13 protein-coding genes and 1 pseudogene are annotated in these 22,324 nt (G+C 57.8%); 8 read left to right on the forward strand and 6 right to left on the reverse strand.

Features of this window, described 5'->3' with window-relative positions; all coding sequences use genetic code 11:
* Positions 1–71 precede the first annotated feature (71 nt).
* Complete coding sequence (locus tag F6X37_RS30225; protein WP_187613844.1) at positions 72–638, reverse strand: hypothetical protein; 567 nt, start codon at positions 636–638, stop codon at positions 72–74.
* 587 nt (positions 639–1,225) lie between these two features.
* On the opposite strand from F6X37_RS30225, the gene F6X37_RS30230 reads away from it, so the two are divergent.
* From F6X37_RS30230 to F6X37_RS30240, 3 genes and pseudogenes are all read left to right on the forward strand, one after another.
* Positions 1,226–2,971 carry a serine/threonine protein kinase gene (locus tag F6X37_RS30230; protein ID WP_187613845.1) on the forward strand — a complete coding sequence of 582 codons (1,746 nt, stop codon included), beginning with the start codon at positions 1,226–1,228 and terminating at the stop codon, positions 2,969–2,971.
* 331 nt (positions 2,972–3,302) lie between these two features.
* Positions 3,303–4,196, forward strand: a pseudogene (locus F6X37_RS30235) (type I restriction endonuclease subunit R); the annotation flags it as partial.
* 732 nt (positions 4,197–4,928) lie between these two features.
* Positions 4,929–6,599, forward strand: a complete 1,671-nt coding sequence (locus F6X37_RS30240; protein WP_187613846.1) for a restriction endonuclease subunit S — start codon at positions 4,929–4,931, stop codon at positions 6,597–6,599.
* Positions 6,600–6,695: 96 nt separating this feature from the next.
* On the opposite strand, the gene F6X37_RS30245 is transcribed toward F6X37_RS30240, so the two are convergent.
* Together F6X37_RS30245 and F6X37_RS30250 are read right to left on the reverse strand one after the other, a co-directional pair.
* Entirely contained in the window at positions 6,696–7,484 is a 789-nt protein-coding gene (locus F6X37_RS30245) for a hypothetical protein (RefSeq protein WP_187613847.1), read from the reverse strand.
* A 373-nt stretch (positions 7,485–7,857) separates the two neighbouring features.
* Positions 7,858–8,148, reverse strand: coding sequence for a DUF6471 domain-containing protein (locus F6X37_RS30250; protein WP_187613848.1), 291 nt, complete (start codon positions 8,146–8,148; stop codon positions 7,858–7,860).
* 247 nt (positions 8,149–8,395) lie between these two features.
* Here F6X37_RS30250 and F6X37_RS30255 point away from each other — a divergent pair, with 247 nt between their 5' ends.
* The 5 genes from F6X37_RS30255 to F6X37_RS30275 all read left to right on the forward strand — a co-directional run bounded on the left by F6X37_RS30255 (position 8,396) and on the right by F6X37_RS30275 (position 15,203).
* Positions 8,396–9,166, forward strand: coding sequence for a hypothetical protein (locus F6X37_RS30255; RefSeq protein ID WP_187613849.1), 771 nt, complete (start codon positions 8,396–8,398; stop codon positions 9,164–9,166).
* A complete protein-coding gene (locus F6X37_RS30260; protein WP_187613850.1) occupies positions 9,163–11,196 on the forward strand; it encodes an integrase catalytic domain-containing protein in 2,034 nt (677 codons plus the stop codon). The genes F6X37_RS30255 and F6X37_RS30260 overlap by 4 nt, the downstream gene beginning before the upstream one ends.
* Entirely contained in the window at positions 11,193–12,179 is a 987-nt protein-coding gene (locus F6X37_RS30265; protein WP_316252010.1) for a TniB family NTP-binding protein, read from the forward strand. Before F6X37_RS30260 ends, F6X37_RS30265 begins: the two co-directional genes overlap by 4 nt.
* Positions 12,176–14,047: a TniQ family protein gene (locus tag F6X37_RS30270; RefSeq protein ID WP_187613851.1), complete on the forward strand. Its 1,872-nt coding sequence runs from the start codon at positions 12,176–12,178 to the stop codon at positions 14,045–14,047. The genes F6X37_RS30265 and F6X37_RS30270 overlap by 4 nt, the downstream gene beginning before the upstream one ends.
* A 556-nt stretch (positions 14,048–14,603) precedes the next feature.
* A complete protein-coding gene (locus F6X37_RS30275; protein WP_187613852.1) occupies positions 14,604–15,203 on the forward strand; it encodes a hypothetical protein in 600 nt (199 codons plus the stop codon).
* Between the two features lie 951 nt (positions 15,204–16,154).
* On the opposite strand, the gene F6X37_RS37710 is transcribed toward F6X37_RS30275, so the two are convergent.
* Genes F6X37_RS37710 through F6X37_RS30290 form a run of 3 tightly spaced genes read right to left on the reverse strand, consistent with a single transcriptional unit; the run spans position 16,155 to position 22,324 of the window.
* Complete coding sequence (locus F6X37_RS37710) at positions 16,155–19,913, reverse strand: SNF2-related protein (RefSeq protein WP_187613853.1); 3,759 nt, start codon at positions 19,911–19,913, stop codon at positions 16,155–16,157.
* Between the two features lie 9 nt (positions 19,914–19,922).
* On the reverse strand, positions 19,923–21,617 hold the full coding sequence (locus F6X37_RS30285; protein ID WP_187613854.1) for an EH signature domain-containing protein: 1,695 nt from the start codon (positions 21,615–21,617) through the stop codon (positions 19,923–19,925).
* On the reverse strand, positions 21,614–22,324 hold the full coding sequence (locus tag F6X37_RS30290; protein ID WP_187613855.1) for a flagellar motor protein MotB: 711 nt from the start codon (positions 22,322–22,324) through the stop codon (positions 21,614–21,616). The genes F6X37_RS30285 and F6X37_RS30290 overlap by 4 nt, the downstream gene beginning before the upstream one ends.

A 22,324-nucleotide genomic window follows, 5' to 3' on the forward strand; every position in this document is an offset into this window, starting at 1 on the left:
TCCGGCGGCAGCAACCGCGCCACCGCTCTGTCCTTGAATGTCTTTCCGTAACGCGCCAACTTGTTCTCTCTTTATCGCCCCCAGATTCCAATTTTATCCAGGCGACAACCATTGTGACGCGGGGGGGCGTCTTCGAAGGTGCGACGCACTGCATCGTTCTCAGACCGCGCTACAACGTCACTGAAAGCGAATTCAATGTTTCTCTGAAGGCAAGCTCGCCCCCAATAGAAGCGCTCGCCACGATGGGCAACAAAAGGCGAGCGATACAGGAGATTTGGCTGGAACCATTCATCTTCAACTATGTGCTCTGCCGATAGTGCTGCGAGCCTTTCATGCGGCACGATAATGGTTCGCAGAAACGCTGCAATAGCTTCCTGCCCAAAAGCTAGAGTCAGCGCCCGCAGGTACTTCTGGGAAAACACAGCTTCAATGCGCTCGTCAGCTAAACTCCAAAAGAAAACCGCGATGCGCAAATATTCTTCCGGCGACATTCCTAGTGCTCGTTTCAACTCGCGATGCAGCTTCGCGTTTGAGCCGATACGTCGAAGCAGGTCTACCTGGCGAGCGAACGCCCCTTTTCCATGCGGCAACTGATGCGGCAACTGAGACAGCAGCATCATGCGTATCGAAAGGTTCAAGGGAATTGCCGTGGCGCATCCACGTCACCCCCGTATCCATCTGCGTCCATGCGAGGTTCATACATGCTTGGCTATCGTCAGGAGACATTGGCACGGATGAGTACATCGAGGGCCTATCGCGCAGGACCCATGCTGCAAGCCGCTCCGCAATCCACGGCATCTGGCGGACTCTCTTCTCGCCAGTCAGAGCGTCCGCCCGCTGAATATGTGCGGATAGTTGCCTGAGTACAGAGGCATACGAAAACTTTCGCATCCTGTTGCGAACCGGACGAATTGCGTCGGCGTAGGACATCCCTAACCTTTATAAAATCAATGCCACCTATCGCGCTCAGCGCCCCCCATACGTGGCTAATAAGAAGTCGCCGTTTTCGTTCTGATGTATCACGAAATACAGCTACGCAGCTACCGTGTCGCCGCAGGCGATATGCGATTTCGGGCAGAGAACGTCCAATTAATTACGTCGGAGTAGGACGAGCGCAGTATCAAACCAGTTTAAAACGTATCATATATTCCGCTCCCGCCGACATCAAACTCCCAGGACACGCGGGTTCGTTGCATCATCAACCACAGTAGAGGACCAAACGGCAATGTCATCGAAACGGAAGCCGCTTACCAAGGTAGGCAATTGGCAACTAGGCAAGAACTTGGGAAGGGGTGGAAACGGCAAGGTAGTCCTGGCCACGAATGGTGGCCAAACAGCCGCCGTCAAAATTTTGACAAAAGGTGACCAACCCCGGCGCGTCGCTCGGTTTCGCGATGAAATCGTTGCGATGCAAAAGTGCGAGCATCTTGGTTGCATCCCTGTAATCGATTACGAGGTGCCTGACAATCCCTCAGATGAACGCCCGGCGTGGTTCGCTATGCAGCTAGCCCAACCCATGATGGATGCTTTGGGAGACGCGCCCACTCTTGTGGAGGTCGTCACCAGCGTTCGGGACATCGCGCATCTACTGACCGAGATGCATGCACTCGAAGTCACCCATCGGGACATCAAGCCCGACAATTTGTTCAAGTACGAAGGCAAATGGACGGCAGGCGACTTCGGTCTCGCAGACTTCGAGGGTAAGGAATCACTGACGCTGGAAGGCGAACGCATCGGCCCGGTTTTTTACATGGCACCAGAGATGCTGAACGACGCGCCTGACGCGGACGGAGCGCCTGCCGACGTGTACTCCCTTGCAAAAACGTTGTGGGTCCTAGTCACTGGACAACACTTCCCACTTCCCGGGACTTTGTCGACGTCAATCGAAGCTTTGCGCGCGAGTTCATATGTGTCCGACGCTCGTGCAGTGTTACTTAACGCAATTCTGGAGGCAGCAACAAAACACGTCGCGAGTGAAAGGCCAAGTATGGCTGCCTTTGCACGCGAGCTTGATATCTGGTTAGCCCCGCCCGTCCATAACCCCGACGTCTCGGAACTCGACCTGTCCGAGCTTGCACCGGTTCTTGCCGTACCCAAGTATCAAATGGAAGCCGCGCAGGCGGCTAGCAATGAGCACCAGCAACGTGTGAACGAAACCGGTGAGCGCGTACGGGAAAAACTTCGACCTATGGTTAATCAACTTAAGGACGCCCTCACGAATGCGAATTTCATCGGAGTGGGCGCACAGGTCGACAACTACTATTGGGGCGGTGAACTGCAAGCCACCGTTCCGCGCGAAGACGGAATCAACGAGTTCGCTCGGTTGAAAATGACCGTCAATTGCGATTTCAACGACGCCGCGTCTGCAAAAATCTCGGCAACGTATCGCACTTCCCGGGACAAACGACCGCCCGTCGATGTGTGGACCGAAACGGTCAACTTCTTGCCCGGCGGAAGTGAAGAGGATTCGGAAATCAATCGCCTCCTTTCCGCAATCTGCGCCCAATTCAAGCCGGTCATCCAGCAAGTTTTGGAGTTAAATCAATCCATAAATCCGCAAAACACGCTTTTGGCAGACGATAGTCCGTACGCGCAAATGTTGTCTGTGCAAGACAATTTGGGCACGACGATAGCCTTTGATGTGAACTTGCGGTCACACCCTCGTATAACGGGAAAGACGGTTGAAGTTGGGCAACGTATCGACCTCGTAGCTCTAGCAATTGACCCGAAAGATGAACCCTTAGAATATCAGTTCAAAACGCTACATCAGACAGCTGATAGCGGCTGGACCGATTCGAACGCATGGACTTATGAGTTCACTGCCGGGGACATCGGAGAGGCATGCGACATATCTGTTCGGGTTCGGAGTAAGCGCGAACATCATCGTGTCCGGCACGCCGACAGGGCATACGCTCATGACGACCTGATGCAGCTTCGCTATACCGTAGTCGCCGCATCGCCGTCGGATTAACCAGAGGGGCGAGCTGACGTTCCGGCGACTAAGCCCCTAGCGCCTCCTTCTCGGCTTGCCGGCTCGAAAGGTCGCATCCGCGACGCCGGAACTCAATCGTGCTGGCGTCGTGTGGCTCAGTCAGCGAGAGGAAAACGAGCAACGCAACCACCATGCGTAGCAAAGCGGTTGCGCGCGGGGTTATTGATATCGGCTAAAAACGCTGTAGCGCTTATCCCAGTTCGCAAGATATGCCTTCGTCAGCGCCTCGTCGCCGCGAACAAGCATGCCGTCCTCGGCGTTCCGCTGCTGCGCTGCCTTCGTGAAGTTGAAGGACCCAGTGAACACGGCCTTATACGACCTGCGTGCCAAGCTTGACGCAAGCGGGCACTACGATGATTTCGAAGTGGACCGGGTGGCATCGGTCGAGCTGGACCCGAAGGGAACGCAGGCGCAACTGAGCACGGCCATCGCGCCCGTGGCTGACCGTTTGCTCAAACGCTACAAGGCAACGCAGCAGGTATTGGCGGCTGCCGAAGCGCAGCACGATAATAAGGCCGCGCCGGCGACGAGCGACACGCTTGAGGCGCTGGTGCTGTTTAGGAATGACATGGGCGTATTCGTGCGCCTCTATGCGTTCCTGTCGCAGATTTTCAACTACGGCAATACCGGTATCGAGAAGCGCTTTCTTTTCTACAAACGGCTTTTACCGCTGCTGGAATTTGGCCTCGAACGCGATACGGTCGACCTGTCGAAGGTGGTGTTGACTCACCACACTCTTAAAAACACTGGCAAGCAATCGCTAAACCTGAAACAGGACGAGACGTACAAGCTTGCGCCGATGGACGCGGTTGGCAGTGGCTCGGTCCAGGAGAAGCAGCAGGCGCTCCTCAACGAAATCATCCAGAAGGTCAACGGCCTGTTTGAGGGTGAACTCTCCGATGACGACCAGCTTGTGTACGTCAATGGTGCTATTAAAGGCAAGCTGCTCGAGAACCCGAGAATGTTGCAGCAGGCCGCGAGCAACAGTAAGGCGCAGTTTGCCAACTCGCCGGACCTAAAGGTGGCGGTGATGGACGCCATCATGGACGCGCTTGATGCTCATAGTGCAATGAGTACGCAGGCGCTTGGTTCTGAACGGGTGCGTGAGGGGTTAATGGACATCCTTCTTGGACCAGGGCAACTCGACGAGACGTTGCGGGCACGCTCGGGGGCGGGAGAAAAGGATTCACGTCCCCAGAATTGACGGTGCGGCGGCGGGGTAAGGGAATGGCGCGTGCTCCAGGCTGCTCGCAGGATTGTACGGTCAATGAATCTAGCTAGCAGCGTCCGCCAACTCGACCCTCATACTCTGTCGGCGGCACAATCACGACCGAGCGCTTCTCGTCATCTGGTTTGTGGAAGATTTTCATCGACGGATGCGCGTCTGAATTGACCGTTAGCCTAAGCAGATATTCGCGCCTAGCGTATCGTTGAACCGCTGTTCTCCCGGGCAAAACGCCATCGTGTTCTCCACGAAAACTTCGGTCGAGAGCGGGAAGCCATCGACGATGATGGTTGCGTGCGGTCCTCATGTTCTTGAGTGCTTCGCCGAAGCGCGGGCTCACGGCCTCGGAAGCCAAAGCGCGTTGGGCGACTCATCTCAACAACACGTTTTCATTCAGCTGGACATCAGCTTGGCCCGGCTCTTCCGCTTTCCGTACAGGTGAATAGATGCTTGTCACTCATCAGAAAATCATGTCATGATTTGCTGGTCGAAACTCTAGGTCACGAGAAAATGAAACATCTGACGCGAGAAGAAGAGTCAATTGCACCCAAGTCGCGCCAATCCCGGCGGTCGGCTTTCGTTGCTATCGTTACGGGCCTGGCGCTGCACCCGGCGAACTTGCCGCCGGTGAAGCTAGATTTTCACGTTACGTTCGATACCCGTCCATACCCCGAAGGGTCGGTCAGAAGCGCGCAGATGGAGCGCAACTAGATGAATCGTCCCTTGAACCCGACCGACGAATTCAGGGACTTGGTGGTGACCCTGCGCGACCACGGCGTTCCTGATGCCTATCAGGCTGCATTGTCGATGCTCGCTGGCACGCAAAGGGGCGATTTGCCCAGGTCGAATGCGGTGCCCGTCCTCCAGGCGGACTTGCGGGCGCTACTGGAACAGGCGACGCCGCGACTTTCTGAAATTCTTGATTGGGTTTCGGTTTCGGACACGGCGAGACGCCGTGGGGAGGCGTCGCTGACGCCGGATATTGCGCAGCTCCTGACAGACCTTGTTATAGAGGGGGCGCATACGCGGGCTGTTGTCCTGCAGGACCCGCTTTGCCTTGTGACATCTCGATTGAACGGCGCTGGCGTGTCGGTCGAACAGTATTGCTCCGGGTCTGACATTCCGGCGCTATGTGTCGCAATCACCCGTGCCGCCACCTGGACCGTCATCGGGGGGGCGGAAGACGTGGTTGGCGTTAAGTCCAATGGATTTTTGCCGTTCGAGCGTGTCCCTAAAGCGGATGCTAGTAACGATGTCGCAATAGCGACGTTTCCACTCATTGCCGGCGTTTCGGGTGGTGCGCATGCAAAACAGCTTCCTTATGCAGCCAGTGAAGACCTACGCGGGGTTATTTCGGCCGTCGGTTCCAGTATCAAACGGCTAATTGCGCTTGTTCCGAGTTCCATGCTCTATCGCACTGGAAAGGCGGCTGATTTTCGGAACGAGCTTCTCTCATCGGGTCGTGTAGAAGCGGTACTCGAGCTTCCCAGTGGCGTGACGCCGCTTGCAACCCACCAGTATTCTGTGCTGATTCTCCGACTCTCTGGAGAGCCATCTGCCGACGCATCCGTGTTCGTGATGACTCTGCCTGAGCGTCCGACTGCGGGCACCAGGGGACGGGGTCGGAGAATTGAGGTTGAGTCTAGCCGCACTCTCACCCGCAGCATTTTCGATGGCATCGACGGCCGCGTCGAGAATGCGGATACCAGTCGTAGACTGACCAGCGAAGAAGTTACGCGAAATGGCTCGCTTCTCCCACGCATGATACTCACAGGCTCATCGTCTGGGGAGGAACCGGCCGACAATGGCGCGTCACTGCGTGACCTCGCGCAGATTATTCGCCCATCCTCAATATCAATGGGCTCCGTTAGATTGGGCGCAAGCCTGAGCACCGAAAGCATACTCCGCGCGTCCCCGTATGTTCGATTTATCGAAATAACGCAAGACCAGACTTGCGAGACGGAACGTAAGAAGACTCCTGATACAGCTGCCGACCTTCAACCTGGCGACATAGTCATGGTGGCGAAGGGGGCGGTCGGTGCCATGGGGTTCGTGCAGGCCGCCTACGGTGGTCCTGTATCTGTGCCGAACTCCTGCCTCATATTGCGTCCGAAATCATCAGTTTACGCCGAAGCACTGTACCTCTTCTTCAAAAGTCGGACTGGAGCAGAGCGTCTCCGACAAATCGTCACCGGAAGTACGGTCCGTAACATCCGACTTTCTGACCTTGGTGGACTTGCCGTTCCACTTCCTTCGGCGCGTGCTTGTGCCGCGGCCAAGGATGCACTTCGAGCTATCAACGAAAGGACGCTCGAAATCCAGCGTTTGGAAGAAGAACGTGTCCGAATATTTGCCGACGCAATCGAAGCAATGTTCGAGTAGTGCAATTAAGTCCAGCCGGTCGTCAGGTCGCACGGGTGCATTAGACTCGCTCAGTCACGCCAGCCACACGGCTACCGCATGATGGTTTCAACCGTCTTATAACAAGTCGAAGGGGGTGAAAACTCCCAACAGTCGCTCTGGAATGGCGCTGTCGACGACCAGCCAGAGCTTCGACGCATTGTCTGCCGGGAGCATCGATAGCAACTCGCTGATTTTTGTGTCGGGCGCGACGGTCACTGCATCGATAAGGTCCAGTTCCGCCGTATGCAGTTGCCTTGCCGGAAAGCCGACGCGTTCATTCGGCGTTCGTGCAGACCGGAGGTACCGGAGGACACTCGTTTCGGAAAGCAGCGTCCATTTCTCGCCGCTCCACCAGGGAAGGTACGAAATTGAATAGGTAAGCATTAGCTGGCGTGCTTGCGCCACGGGCTGCCATCCCTCAACCACGATGGGAGAGCGAACCATAAAGTGGGCGACGATTGCCTCGTCGTCCATGCGTCCGTTTGCCATAAGTGCGTCCTCCAAGCCGAGGCAAAGCTCGTTCGCCTTATGCGTGATGCTGCGAGCGTAAACACCCGTGTGCATCGCGTCGTTACGTGCCCGACGAATTGCCTCGAACAGCGCATCAAACGGCATAAAAAGCTGCGGAAACTGTGCTGGTAGCTCGCTAAAAATTGTTGACTCGTTGGCGAGAATTCTGAGAGCTGGTCGGTAGATTCCCATCGCCGCGACCTGACCGTGCAGCCGCATACCCAAGCGCTCAATCGCAAAGCAAATCGATTCAAACCCCTCCGCGTCCGCAAGCGTCTCGTAGCGCGCGCTCCTCAACAAGTCTCGGTAATGGAGCCGCTCGGCGGGCGTTAGGATGACCTGCATCTCGTTCAAGTTTCAACTCCAAACTCCTGTCGACCAACATGGCCAGCAACTGATGCTGAGCCTCGATGTTATCGGCAGGAAGTGTTATGCAGCAGTAAACAGAATCTAAGGGAAATGCTCGGCCGAGCGGGTACGCTTATGCTCAGCGGCGTTGATGTGTTCACTGCCGGACAGATTTGGCAGCTTGAAAATCCCCCCGCCATCGCATACGTTGGTAAATCGAGGCCGGTGCAATGCCGGCACGCAGTACCAGAAATGCGCCTTTATTAGTCGCGACGACCGCCCGCCAGGTCAGGCCCCCATTTTATGAGAGGGTACAGCGGGAGCGGCGATGGGACAGGTCTGGCTGCGAGCGAATTCGGCGAGGGGGGCAACCAGTCACCTACACCTCCTTGTTCTGCTCCTGATTGAACTGGTAGAGCGCGATGGTGTCCACCCTCATGGCGCGCAGGCAGGCTATGAGGAAGGCTGCCGAGAACCGCTTCCGATTAATTTTGCGGTTCAGCTGGTCGGGCGATTCGTAGACACCCAACCGCTCCAGCATCCGGGAAAGCTGTTTGTAGCGGATGCCGCGCCGCATCATCTCTTCCTCTATCAGCCCCTTCGCTTCTTCTTCCCACTGCCCGTACGGCTCGCGTTGCAGCCCGCTAAGCTTATTCGGCTGTTCTTCCACCAATCTTCCTCGGTCTCATTCGAGCCTCCGCTCTTTCACTGCCGGGATTTTCTCACGATTAATTTCGGTCGTATACGACCGGTCGCTAGACCGGCAGCACTACACGTTCTCAGCAAGTCATTTTTTACGAGAACAGAATGCTAACAAAAACGTTACAACACCCTTCGCCCTCCCGATGGGGCGCAATTGCTTCCCAAGCCATCAGCCAGACGCGCTGCCGGTTGCAGGCTCCGGTCGGAGGCGCGAAATGAGAAGCGCACCGTCCTATGGCGTCCGCAGTCGCAGGAGCGTTGCGAACGCCGGCGTTCGACCCACGGCGCGGACGTACGGTAAGGCCCGCATTGGCACCTATGCGGAAAAGGCCGACGGGCACATTACCGTCGACTCGGACGCGGAGCGCCTGGTAGCGCACATGCTGTGCGTCGACCCGCGCGTGCGCTCTTTCAGGCAGCAACCGTTCACCGTCGACCTGGTTGGCGAACGCCTCCTGTTCACGCCCGAAGAACTGTCGGAAGCGCGTAGGTTGCGTGGCGGTCGCGCCGGCGAGGTCGAGTACACGCCGGACTTTTCAACCGTTCAGGCCGACGGCCTGCAGCGCGCATACGAGGTCAAGCTTCAGGGCTTTGAAGGCGACGACCGGTACTGGGCCAAGGTCGAGCGGGCCCGCGAAATTATGGAGGCTTACTGCTATCCGCTATCGACGGTAGTTGTGCCCAGGAATGAACGACATCCGGTCGTCGTCAACGCGCAATTGTTGAAGCCTGCGGCAATGCGCGCCCGCGATTACCTAACGCCAAACATCATCAACCGGGTCGAAAGCTACTGCGAATCGGGCCCCGTGCTGCAGCGCGCGCTATGCGCAGACCTTCAGATTCCGACGGGTCTGATTCCTCCGCTACTCGCCACGGGTGTGTTGCAGGCAGACCTCGTGCATCACCATATTTGTGCCACGCTTCAACTCTCGGCCGCGTATGGCGACCTGAGCCATCTCTGTCTGATTGAGGAGCTGCGGCCATGATGGCCGACCTGCGCGCCGGAGACAAGCTGGCGCTGCCCGGCAAACCTGAAAGCTACTTTGAGGTGCTGGATACTCGCCTGCATGCTGGCTCCATCCATCTCTTCGACGCAGAAAAGCGTGCGGACCAGTATGTCGACTACGACGACATCCGCGCCCGGATTTCGGAGGGCGCTTTGGTCCTGCATCGGAAAGGAATGCCGCGCGTCAGCATTGCCGCCCAGTACGACAATCCAGAATTGCACGACCAAATCCGCCTCCTTACCTATGTTCTACGGCGCATTGATGAAATCTGTGAGCAACGCGGTCTTTCATTTAATGCGGCCATTCCGCTCGCTCGCGATGCCTATGCAAAGGAGCGGGTGGGTCGACTGCTGGTCCGACCGCTTCCGTCGCGCGCCACCCTGTACAGGGCTCGCAATAATCAACAGCTCGGCCTGCCGGTTCTCAAGGGCGATGAAAATAAAGGCAATGCAACGGCCAGGTATTCAGTAGAGCTTGTCGAATTCGTCCACGAGGTTATCAAGGACCGGTTTCTGGTCACGGAATCCAGGTGGACTGTCCTCGACCTGACGAATTACATCAACCGTAAAGCTCGTCGCATTGGCCTGCATGTTGCCACGCACTCAATCAGCCGCAAGTTCGTGTGCGCCAGGATTGGTGAGCTGACCCCCGATGCCGACTACGACCGGATGGACCCCCTCAAGCGGGTCGCCGGCAAATCATTCGCAAAGAATCGTATCCGTGCGGCGTTCCCATTCGCCCGTGTTGAGCAGGATGCTGTGCACCTGCCATTCGTTGTAATCACCCCCCATGGCACCGCCCGGACCATCTATCTGGTCCTCGCAATTGATGTCTGTACAGGGTATCCGGTGGGATGGCGACTGGTCATTGGTTCGCCGCGCGAAATGGACTCTCTGTTGTGCCTCGAAATGTACCTGACGCCTGCCAAGGCTGCCCGTTTTAAGGAACTCGGCATTGCTCATGCGCTGAATGTTTATGGCACGCCTGCACAGGTCATCTTCGACAATGGCCCGGAGACCAAGGGCGGACGAATCGTCCGCCTTGAGCGGTTAGGAATGGACGTCAAGCATTGCAAAGCTAAGGAAGCACAAGGCAAGCCATTCATCGAGCGCCTGAACCGGTCGCTCAAGGAAGCACTGCAACGTCTCCCGGGATGCACACGCTTTGAAGGAAAAGATGGGGTGCGTGACCCGGAGGCGCTGGGCGACGAGTTGATGACCATCGATGCGCTCGAGAAGTGGATTGTCAGGTGGCTGTATGAGGACTGGGTCAACAGCCCGCTCGACCGGCTGCGCTGGGACGAAATGCTCGTCGATTCGGTAAAGGGAAAGACGCCGCGTGAGCGTCTGACATACCAGACCGAAGGATTGGGACAGCCCATCACCATGCCGCCGCCGCGACGCGAATGGATGGCTGCGCTTTTCGAACACAAGCCGTGCGTGTTGAGCGCGAAGACGGGTATCTCGCTTGAGCATGGATTCAGATACGGCGGCGATGCCAAGTCGTACCTGCTCGACAAGTATGGCGACCATGCGCAACTCCACATGGTCTACAACCCCGACGATTTTCGCCAAGTGTACGTGTACGAGGGCGATGACTTTCCGCTTGTCACGCTAACACACGAACACGTCCGGGACGACACGCCTGCGTGGACCTTTGCGGAAGCCAAGGCCCGACTCGATTCGGGCATGAAGGACTGGACAACTCCGGACGAAAAGCGCCAGTTCGAGCAGGACATGGACGAGGCGGTCACCGGAAGCACGAAAGCCAGCAAGCGCAAGACCCGCGGCAAGCGGGAGGAAAACAAGGAAACCGTGCGCCGCGCCAAAGACAACTCGGCGGTCCAGCGGGCCATCGACCGACCGCTTTCAGCGGCGGCGCCGTTCGGGCCCGCGCCTTCGACCAATCCATCGTCGCCGACCGGAGGCCTTCAGTCCGAAGACATCTCGTACGACGACGCACCTTTGATGAACATTGTGAACAGAACCACTGGAGAAAAACTGCTGTGACGCCAGCTCAACAACTGCGCCGGGACATCGAGACTTGCGAGCTTCCGCATCCGATGTTCATGGAGCACCTTGATACACTCAAACAGCGCATCGATGACACCCTCGCCGGGTTTGCGCCTAAAATCGTTCGCGTTCCTGGCCCGAGCCGGGCGGGCAAATCATCGCTCATCGCCAGTCTTTCTCGTGATTACCCCGGGAAACGCATCGACGGACGGCGCCATGTGCCCGTACTCGTTGTCGAGGTGCCTCCAGGCGCAACGGCGAAAACTCTTCCTAAAAGCGTGCTCCGGGCTTTGGGCATTCAGGTCCCCGGCAGCATGACGGCGGGCGCGATGTTCGACATGATGGTGACGCAGCTGCGCCTGGCCGGCACAAGAGTAGTGATTTTCGACGAGATTTCGCACCTCGTCGATGACGGGGCACGGGTGCCTCCGCGCGCAGCAAGTGACTGGCTCAAGAGTCTTTCGGACACACTCAGCATGACGCTGATTCTCTTCGGAATTCCGAAACTTGAGCGGCTCTTTTCGGCAAATGAGCAACTGCGTAACCGCGCTTGTCCCGCACTAAACTTTCTGCCGTACGACGCAACCGACGCTGACCAGATGACCGCCTACGCCTCGTGCGTCGTAAATTACGCTCGCCTGTTTTCGGCGGCGGGCTATCCCATTGACGTTCCTACGCGCGTGCTGACGCAGCAATGCTATTTACTCACTGGTGGCCTGATTGGGCTGCTCGCTGACTTCATGCGGGAGCTGGCCCGCGTCATGCGAAATGAAGCGCCGCGCGCAGTTACATATGCGGACTGCCAGAAGGCGATTAAATCCGTCAACCACGGCGGGTCACCTCACAGGCTGTCTTTCGAGGATGCTGGCATCGACGGCTCGGGTGTGGAACCGGCGGCGCTGAAGCAGGCGTACGTTCATGTGCTGACCAGTAACGCATCGTCAGTGCCAGTTCGCAAAAAATCAGGAGGTAAACAATGAGCCTCGTTCTTACCTACGCGCCCAAGGACGACGAGTCCGGAATGGGTTACTACCGACGCCTTGCCGCAGACAATGCACTTTTCAACTGGCGCGACCTCGCGATTACGGCGGGTGTCGAGCGTAATCGTCGCGCCTTGCTTACACGCACAGACGATGTGGCCCGTAACCTCGACCTTGAACTGGCGTGGACCGAATTTACCCTGCAACAGGAAAATTTCTGTCAGGGTTGGGGACGTCTGCACCGCGGGCAATCTGACGCTGTGTGCCCGGCGTGTCTAGCTGAATCGCCGCACCTGCGACAGCACTGGGGACATGCGTATGTCACGGCATGTGCGCATCATCGATTCCTGCTGGTCGACCAATGTGACGCCTGTGGCAAGCACCTGTCGCCGGAGCGGCTCTACATTGGTTTGTGTTCGTGCGGCCACGACCTGAGCAACCTGCCCCGTGTGCCGGCGACACGGGCGCAGCATTGGCTGTCGACGCTGATTGCGAGTAACGGACAGCAGTCGGGCAGCGTGAAGCCGCCTGTACGCGGCGTGGACATCAATGTGCTGGTGAAGGTCGTCCGAACGTTGTGCCAATACGCAGACCCGACGCGCCCAGGTTTGCCGCGCGGCGCGGCCTTGCCAAAATTCGTTACCGAAGCGGTCGAATTTCTCTCGCCGCTTGAATCCTTGCTCTCTGACTGGCCAACGGGTTTCTGCAATCACGTCGAGCAGCGCATTGCCTCCGGCCGCAAAGACGCGGGTACGCTGAACACGTTGCTCGGCGACTGGTACGTTAGTCTTCGAAAGGCCTGCCAGGGCACGGCGCTCGAGCCGTTGCTCGAAATCATTATCGACGTCGCGGCCCGGAAATCCGACTGTGTCCTTGGCTTGGATTCAGCCAAAGGAATTGCTGAGGATGCGAGTGGATACATGCGCGCGCCGGATGCGGCAAAGGCTATCGGCGTTAGCGTCTCACGTCTTCACGACTCCATTGCCGCGGGCGAGTGTGAGCACCGCGCACGACGCACCGGCACGCGTGGCCAGTTGTTCGAAATTCCGTGCGGCGAGGTTGAGCGCATCCAGAGACAACGTGCCGGGTGGATTTCCGACGTCGTCGCCTGCGAACTGGCGGGCGTTACACCCGTGGTGCTTGAGCGCATGAAAGCGGCCTGCGTAATCCAGTCAGATATTCGCTGGCGCGAAGACCTGATGAAGGGCGGTCCGGTCAACCGCCAATCCGTCCTCGATTTACATGAGTGCGTGGGACGGTTGTCCCAACACGCTGCGGTCATTGACGGTGCAACGTGCACATGGGCGGCGCTAACCTGCCGGCGTATGGGGGAGCACAAGGCTATCGAATCGCTGATGCTAGCCATCGCGAGCGGCAAGGTCAAAGCCGTCGCGCGTGGTCGGACACCGGGCGAAATGGCCTTCCTGAGGTCGGATGTGTCGCAGTATTTCGGCACACCGCTGCTCGAGGCCGGCATGTCAATTCAGCAGTTGGCCAAAGCGACCGGGTGGAAGTGGGAATCCATCCAGAACTGGGCGGACAAAGGACTGCTCGCGTCGGAGCTGATTCAGCGACGTGGTCAGCCTTGCCACGTCGTGCTGCCGCACCAGTTGCTGGAATTCCGGCAACGCTATGTCCCGCTCGCGGACCTGGCCCGAGCCATGGGTACCAAGTCTTCGGCGCTTTCTCGCTTGCTGCCTGGCATCGAACTGGTTGGCGCTAAACGGCTTCCTGACGGCGCCACGCGCGGCGGGCTGATTCGTATCGCCGACCTTGGCCGGCTGGCAGTTATCGGCGCGAGAGCCGGACACGACCTGTTCGTGCCCGCTCCTGCCTCATCGCATGAAGTCACGGTACATGGCGATTGAGGAACGAAATGGCGCAGAGGCAGCAGCACATTCTCGGGCGACTGTACAGACCACCGACTGATGGAACGCGTCAGGTATGCGCACTCTCGCGGTCAGACGCGGAAAAGCTCCCGCGGCTTGTATCGACTGCCGTCATTTCAATCACCGCGCCGGTACGTCTGGCCGCCAATATTGGTGAATTCGGTCACGTCCTGCGTCTGAGCTCCGCCGACGTCGACTTCATGAACCCAGACCTATCGGACCGAGCGAGGAGCAAACTCGCCGATGTCTTTACGCAGGAGCAAGCACGGGCCATTCGAGTTTTCCTGGAAACGCCGCCAGAAGGACTCGCTTCGGTGGTCGTTCATTGTGAGCGGCTACTCGAGTTCGTGCAGCGTAGCCATCGCGCTGCTTCAGCTCTATGGATATGCCGTACAGCTTCGGCACTTCTCCGATGCCAACGTATTGGTCGCTCGCATGATGTTGGGAGAGGGCCCTTGACATCGAATGCCGAAATAATCTCGTCGATGATATGCGTCAACATGGCCTTTGTTCGCACGGTCCGGCATTTTCCATCATGAAAGAGCTCCTCAACTTTGCGCTTGAAAATCCGGCCCTTCTGGTCATCCCGGCGTGTGGACTCGTGGCTTCGCTGGTGCTTATCCGCATCAAGAGGCGGTACATCCAGGAAGGGAAATTATTCTGTCGTTCGTCCGCCTCAGCACGTGATATGCCTCCGGCAGGAGAAACCGCAATGCCGCTCGACGAGGCCAGCGGCGGCGCGCTCAAAGAAAGCGGGCAGGTGCCTGGAGGCTCGACAAACCCGGAAGGACCATTCGCAGAACAGGTGTGGTACGCCGGTCTCGTCATCCTGACGAATCGCACTGTACGGGTGGCATCTCTGCTGGAACACCTACACGACAACAACCTCGACGCAGAGGGTGCGACTGCCCACATTCGAACCTTGCTGGCTCAATGGCGTGCGCTTAAGGCAGCCATCGACGTGTCATCGGTACCAGCGCGCGTTCGAGAGTGCGTCACGAAGGCCGACGGCGTTGCCCGTGAGTTATCGGCGCAGGTGGATGCGTCGCAACACGGTGGCGCGTATCTCGCATTGGCCCATCGTTTCTTCGTCGCGGTCAGGAAGATTGACTCAGCGGCGAATGGAGCTCGCTGAAATGGCGACCGCAAGATTCGATTGGAGCGCTGCTATGAACTCACACGCAGAAAGCCCACCCGGTTTCGAGCAACTCGGTGTATGCACGATGGAACCGACATTGCGCGCTGCTGCTTTTACAATGAGTGCGACTACAGGTACTTGTCAGGTTCCATTCGCCGCCATGTTCAGCCTTTCAGGGCCAGCCAAGGGGGCGCCGTTGCTGCCTGCATCGACCAGAGGGCTGGACCACGGATGTCGCGGTTGCTTGCCTGCTTTCCAGAATGGCTCAGCCAAAAAACAGATGCATATTTCTTCGCTTCGGGTGGTGAGGCTGAGCCCAGCCCTCCCTGCAGGTTTGCTCGGGATGCGCCTTCACTCAGCCACCGCCACCCCGCTTCGGTATGGAGCCGGCCTCGCCCGACAGACTTTTCGCCTCGCGCCTCTATCTTCGCCAGCGCGTCGAGCTTCTCACGGCTTCCCCCCAGTGCTCGATGTCCCTCACGCCCTGGCGGTCAGCACCTCGCCAGCGTGAGCGGCAAGAAACGACATCACCGAAGCCCATCGTTGGATGGGGCGGCCCCGACTATCCGGCGGCATTGCGCGCGGCGGATGGTATGTGCGTCCTTGCATTTAAGTATATGTATCCTCGGTGAGCATGAACGCGATTGCTTCCCGTCGAGACCAGAATCCAGGCGCTCATTGGTCGGCTGCGCCCTCTGGTGACAGACTCACTGCTCAAACCGTGAGTAACTTTGCGTGCTTAAATAATGGTGGATTTTGCTGCGAAGGCCGTCCGCATTTATCTCTGGGGCTCATCGCTGATGCCGTCCGGCCGCTACAACGGCATGCAACGAGTCAGTGGATGGCACAGCGTCGCTCATACATATTGGCCCGACGACTGCACGACGAGGGCCGCGACTTTGCCCGGGATGCTTGGGACAACATCATCTCTCTGGCCGTTTCGTCGATTTAATCCGTTAAGTCGGCCGATTGCCATTCGGCAAACAACATCCTTTCGACCTCGAGCATGGTCGTTTCATGCGCTTGAAGCAGGTCGCCGAGATGCTTCTGGTCAAGCAACTCGACAAAGTTTAAATTCGCATTCTCCTGTGCCTGTGAATTGAAGAATTGATTTGTGACGCAGACCTTTTCGAAAGACACGCTCGGATGCCGACGCCGGTAGAACGCTTCGCCCGCGACGACCTCCTTGACGGCGTCCCATCCTAGTTTCGTGCCGTCAATTCCGCTGGTCTTCGCCTGAATGAGCTGGCCTCGATTGCCGTCGATGGCGACGACGTCGACGCCGTTATCGTTCGTTCCCGGCGTCCGATAGCAGTCGTACCCACGCTTGTTCCAAAGCGCGCCAACAAGGCACTCGAAATGCTGCCAGCCCATACGCAGCGCAATATCCAGAGTGATTCGTTCATCCAGGTCGTTGCTCTGCGAATGCGGCACGACGTCTGCGATATTGAAGTCGCCCGGCGACACGTCCCCGGCGCCGTTGAGCATGTCCTCTGATAGCCCTCTCTTGTGAGCAAGCAACTGGTCGAGCTTAACGTCGAAAGTCGTGAAATCGTCCGCGCAAACAGTTGGATAGTAGACGTAGACCGGCTTTTTCTGATTGATGCGGTACGCGCGGTCAGTAGCCTGGTCCTCCTTGGCCGGATTCCACGTGCGCGAGTAATGAATTACGTGGTTCGCCGCCTGGATGTTCACGCCGAATCCGACAGCGACTGGCGAAAGCACAAGAACACCGAAGCCGGGCGCGTCCTGAAAGGCCTTGATTCTCTTTTGCCGACTTGCGACGTGACTCGACGACGCACTGGTGTCTCCATTAATAATGTCGGGGCGAAAGCCGAGGTCGGCTTCGATGTAGTGCTGCAGAAGTCGCTGAATCTCGCGGAACTCGCAAAAGAGGATTGCCTTTTCGCCGTTCGCTCTGATTTCGGTAAGCTGCTTGAGTAGCCAATCAAGCTTTGGGGATTTCGCGCGATAGTCGCCCAATGGCTCCGGCTTGAACACGCTCAGACCATGCGCTCTTGGGTCGGTACATACCAGCCTGAGATAGTGCAGCAACCCGAGATGATTTTTGAATGGCGTCGTATGGTTGGGCTCTTTGCGTCGTTTGAAGCCATCCACCGCCTTCGCGTAAAGGTTGCGCTGAACGCCGGATATTGAGAGCCGCCGACAATCTTCGACGACGATTTTTGGAGGCAAGCCCGTATCGACCTCGGTCTTCAGGCGGCGGAGAATCTGCGGTGAGATGCGAGCTCGCAATTCGTCGACGCGAGACTTTTCTTCGTCAGTCTTCGCCTCAATCGGCTTCCGGTAGCGCTCGCCGAAATCATTCAAGGCACCCAGCAAGCCCGGCTGGACGTAGTCGAAGAGACACCACATATCAGCCAGTGTGTTCTCGACCGGCGTTCCCGTACATGCAATTCTGAACGCAACATTCTGCTTCTTGGCAGCCCGGGTCACCATTGCGGCCGGGTTCTTGATACGTTGCGCCTCATCGCAAACCATCAACGACCACTTCTGCGCCGCGAACGAGAACTCCAGGTCCCGCAATGTTTCGTACGTCGTCAATACAACCTTGGCATCGCCAATCCAGTTGGGCTTCAAAAACTTGACCAGGCCATCCTCGGTCTGCAGTCGCTGGTCTATCTGGCCACGCGGTACCCGAAACTCGGCAAGACTGTCGCCATACGCAGTCAACAGGGGCAATGCGCCAGGCTGAAAGAACTTGTCAGCCTCCTCGGCCCAGTTTTCCAGAAGCGAGACCGGTGCAACCACCAGCATTGGATTTATGGTGGGCTCCTGCTCCAGCAACCAGGCCATGAGCGCCAGCAACTGGAAGGTCTTGCCGAGGCCCATGTCGTCCGCGAGGATTGCTCCGCGAACCTGGTAGTCGGTCTGCAAACTGAACAGGTGCTGCATCCAGGCGAGGCCCGTCTGTTGGTGCGGCAGCATGGCGAACCCGGGCCGAATGCTTAGAGGGAGCTTGGGGCAAGCGGGGACCGCCTGCAGCGCCTCACGGCGCAGTTCTTCGTATTCGAGCGCCTGAATGTTTGCGCGCAGAACAAGCTGCTTCTTGGGTCCGCGTTCGTTGGGTAGTTTGCGTACATTTGCCGGGTCAAACGACTTGCCCGATTCCAAATCTGAAAAGACACTCTCAAACGTTGAGATGATTTCTTTGGCGTCGGACACCGAAATAGGGTCCTTGAGCCAAGGGACGACGAGCTGCGCCACACCTTTCCCGTCGGCCGCCTCTACCTCGTTCTTGAGTTTTTCAATGGTCAGCTTGTTGGTGGGCACGGCCACCGGCTCGCCACCGTCCTTCGGCTGATAAACAATGACGGGCAGGATGTTCTCGGGAAACCATCCCTCACCTTCGTTCCTCTTCGCGATGTACGGCGAGTGGTATGGCTTTTCCACGCCAATGGATTCGATGCGCGCAGAGTAGCCTCCCAAGTCGTGGACCTGAGCGTATGAGACCGTCGTCGGAGGCGTACGACGTTGCGCCAGTGCGGCCGACAATTCTTTGAGTTGCTGCTCCGAATCTCCCTGCAGAGCAAGGTCGTAGCCGTGCCAGGCAAGCAGTTGGTGGCCAAGCGCCAGGGACCTGGAGAGGGCAGCGACGAACGCGGAAAGTTCGTCGTCGTCAAGCCAATGCGTCTTCGAGGACGTTGGTCCACTCGCCGACGCCGTTTCGATAAGCAGGCCGACGCGCAGTGGATAGCCTGCGGCGCTACGCTCGAACGTCGGTACGAACCGCTCGTAATCAAGGCCAGCGTCTTCACGAGCGCGCTCAAACTGCGACTCTTCAATGACATCGTTGGCGTCGGCGCCCAGCGCGGCATAAGGATTGAGCAGGAACGCCTGAGCGCGTGAGCCTGCCACGCGTCGCCCAGGTAACCGCTTGATTTCGCGAAGCACAGCCTTTACTTTCGGCGTGACCAGAACCTGGACGATTCCCTCCCGGGTGGTGATGTCATACCGGTCGCGAATTTCCCGCACTCTGTCAAAAGCATCGAGCCAATCGTCAGGCGCTCCTTCGAAACCTGGCTCGATTTCAATCACATGGTCATCTACCACGTCGGCCGACCTTCTAAGTCCGATGTTTAGCTTTTCCGGACTTAGCACTACCGACCGATAGAGGAAATCATCAAGTCGTGCTTCCGCTTCGAGTGCGAGCTTGCGAATCCGTCCCCAACCCTGGCGGTTGCCCAAATCACAGCGGTCCTCATCAGCGCGTCGCGAGAACGCGACCACGGCATTGAAAAGCTTCCATTGCGCTGGGCGCATCAGCGCCTCTGCGGTGCCCTCCGCCATGATGGGTCCGGTGATGGTGCCGCGGAATTCGCGACCGCCATCGACATGCCATCCATCTATCGCAATAGCGAACTCGCGGTCAGCCAATGAGTGGACGCTGCGCAGGGAAGGGCGGGTATCGGTGAACGCAGGGATTCGAAGCACGTCACGCAACTGTGCGTAGTCGGGTCGCTCGAGAGTGGCATACAGCGACTCCCAGTCGAGCAAAAAGCCGTCTTCGACCGTGCTGACCAGACCGTCATCTGCGAGTTGCGTGAGGTAGGCCTGTATGAGAGTTCCGTCGACGGAAGCGCCGGATTTTTCAACTCGACGAGTCAGAACGACGCCCTTGTCAGACCAGCGCCGATTCCAGGATGCAACGTCTCGCTCTTTTGCTTGCCTGAATAGCTTGAACACGGTTTTGCCTTATCTCCACCAACCCTTGCCCGGCTTCACCTGGAAGCCCCACCCCGTCAAAATCCGATTAACGCTCTCATCACCGTCGTCTCCTCGGACCCACAAATTTCCGCCGAGTGATGTCCTGTCATCGATTTCCAGGCCATATGTCGCGGCGAACCTTCGGAGCGCAACATGTGAGTAGGATTCGTGCGTCTCAGTTCGGGTTTGCGACGAGCGAGCGTTCTCGCGAGGGGAGAAGAAACTCGTCGGCTTCGCACGTTCGTTTGCGGCCTGGGTTCTGACTGAAGCACCTGACGTCTCGACTGAGGGAAGAATCTGAAAACTCTCCCGCAGCGTTGCTTCGAACATATCCTCCCATCGATTCCAGCCATGAATGCCATCCCCATGCTTTAGCCAGAGCATGCGGTTCGATTGCTTGAGCGAATTGCGTTCGTTTTTCCCGAGCTTCAACGTCTGGTTCGTATTGAAGGGCAGCGAGCGACTGGCGTCATAGCCGTAAAACGCGTTTCCGAGGCCACTGAATTCCACGGCGACCAACTTGCCCATCGTCATAATAAAAGCGTTGTTGGCACCGGAGGCGTCGAGTTCGCGAGTCAGGCCCTTCATTTTCCTACGCAGGGCGACGAGGTCCGGTTCACGCGAATTACGAGCGGTCGAGCCTAATGCGAACTCGATGTCGTCGATGGATTTGACATAGCGCTTCCAGAACTCCATTCGGCGACGGTCGGCGAGCCCATCCTCTGCCAGCTTCGTAAAGAACGTCTCGATAAATTCGAGCTTCAACCAGTCGGAGACCATCGCTCGAGCCGCGGGCGCCACGCCACCCCATCGTGTTGCATTCGAAGGCAGCCACGGATTGCCCCACCAGGAAACAGTATGGTCGCGAAGTCTCGGATGTAGCGGGCTACCGGAGACCCGGGCGTATCGGTCAAGGACCAGTATCGTTCCCCGGTCGCGGAGCACTTCGTTGTGGGCCAGCAGACCGAGCAAGCGAGGTAGCAGGCTCACAAACTCGTCGTCATCGAGCTTCGTCGCTCCCTCAACCTGCGTCAGAACGAGCTGGCGCAGAAACCACGACTCCTTTCCGATTTGGAGCTGCTCACAAATTCGGTCGATATGCGATTCGTCGCCGCGCAGCAGCTGGCCCACATAGGGGCTGCAGGGGGCTTCGTTGAAAAGCTGCCGATTTTCAATTGCCGTGTCGACCCATGCGGGGCTCGGCCTGCTGTCGCGTATCTCGCGGTTACGGTCGTGAAGGTAGTCTCGCAGAGTCAGCCAGTTCTTCTTTCCGGCGGCCGCTGTTTCGGGCGCGTCCGCGTCATAAGTGAAGTAGCTCTTTGCGAGTCCTTGATAGCAGCGCCTGTATGAAGCAGTTTTGGCTATGTAGCCGTCAACGCTGTCGAGGACGCGCTGCAAGCGTGGTCGGTCCTCCATCACGCACTCGCCTTGGGGGCGATGCGGAATGCATAAACCAAACGACAGCAAATATGCATCTCGGAATGTGGGCACTTCCTGGCAATGCCAGTACCGCCGGACCGCATCCAGCTGGTGGTCATGCACGGGTTCCCGGCCGCCACCTGATTTCGCACGCGTTTTCAGCTTTTCGAGAAGTGCATCGATTTCAGCGTTCGAGCGAATGGGTTGCGTCTCTTCGCTGAGGGACGACTGCAGTAAAGACGCCAGGTAGTTCAGTGCGTTCATCGCAGCGCGCAGTCGCCGAAGTTCCCCGATTGCGCCGGGACCGAAGGTCTCTCTTCGCCAACACCCAGGAACTCGAGACGCATCTCGACGCGGCGACTCTCCTCGTCGGTCTCCTTCGAGTCATTGAATGAATATCCGCCGACAAGAAACAGATTTCGCACGTCCTGCTTCTGGTCTTCTTGAAGCTGACTCGCACCAACGGTCGCAAACATGCTGCATAACACGCGCTCGCTACGCTGAAGGCTGAGGTTAAGGTTGCTCAGGTATGTGCCCGTTCTGTCCGTGTAGCCTTCGACAACCACGCGCTTGAGTACGCGCTTGCCAAGGTTGTCGTTCGCCAGTGTCAGGATTTCGGGAACGAACTGGCGCAACACCGCTTCCTGCTCGGGCGCCAGATTCGATTTCCCGAACGCGAAACGCGCCCGGTCGCCAAAATCGATGACGTGCCGGTCGCGGTCTATCTTGATACCGTTGTACCGCTTCGCAGCAGTTTGAAACCGGTCGAGAATAAGTTCTATGTCCTTGCGATGCTGCTCTTCGCGCGTTTCCTTCTCCGTTACATTCTTCGTCACGGCGAGCAATGCCACCCCCATGACCACGAGAAAGAGCACCATCAGCGCGGTCATCAAGTCAGCAAAGGAAATCCAGAACGGCTTCTCCGCCTCGTCACGGCTTCCTCGCTTGACGACGATTTGACTTCCAAACAT

The organism is Paraburkholderia sp. 31.1 (assembly GCF_014397645.1).
Classification (GTDB): domain Bacteria; phylum Pseudomonadota; class Gammaproteobacteria; order Burkholderiales; family Burkholderiaceae; genus Paraburkholderia; species Paraburkholderia tuberum.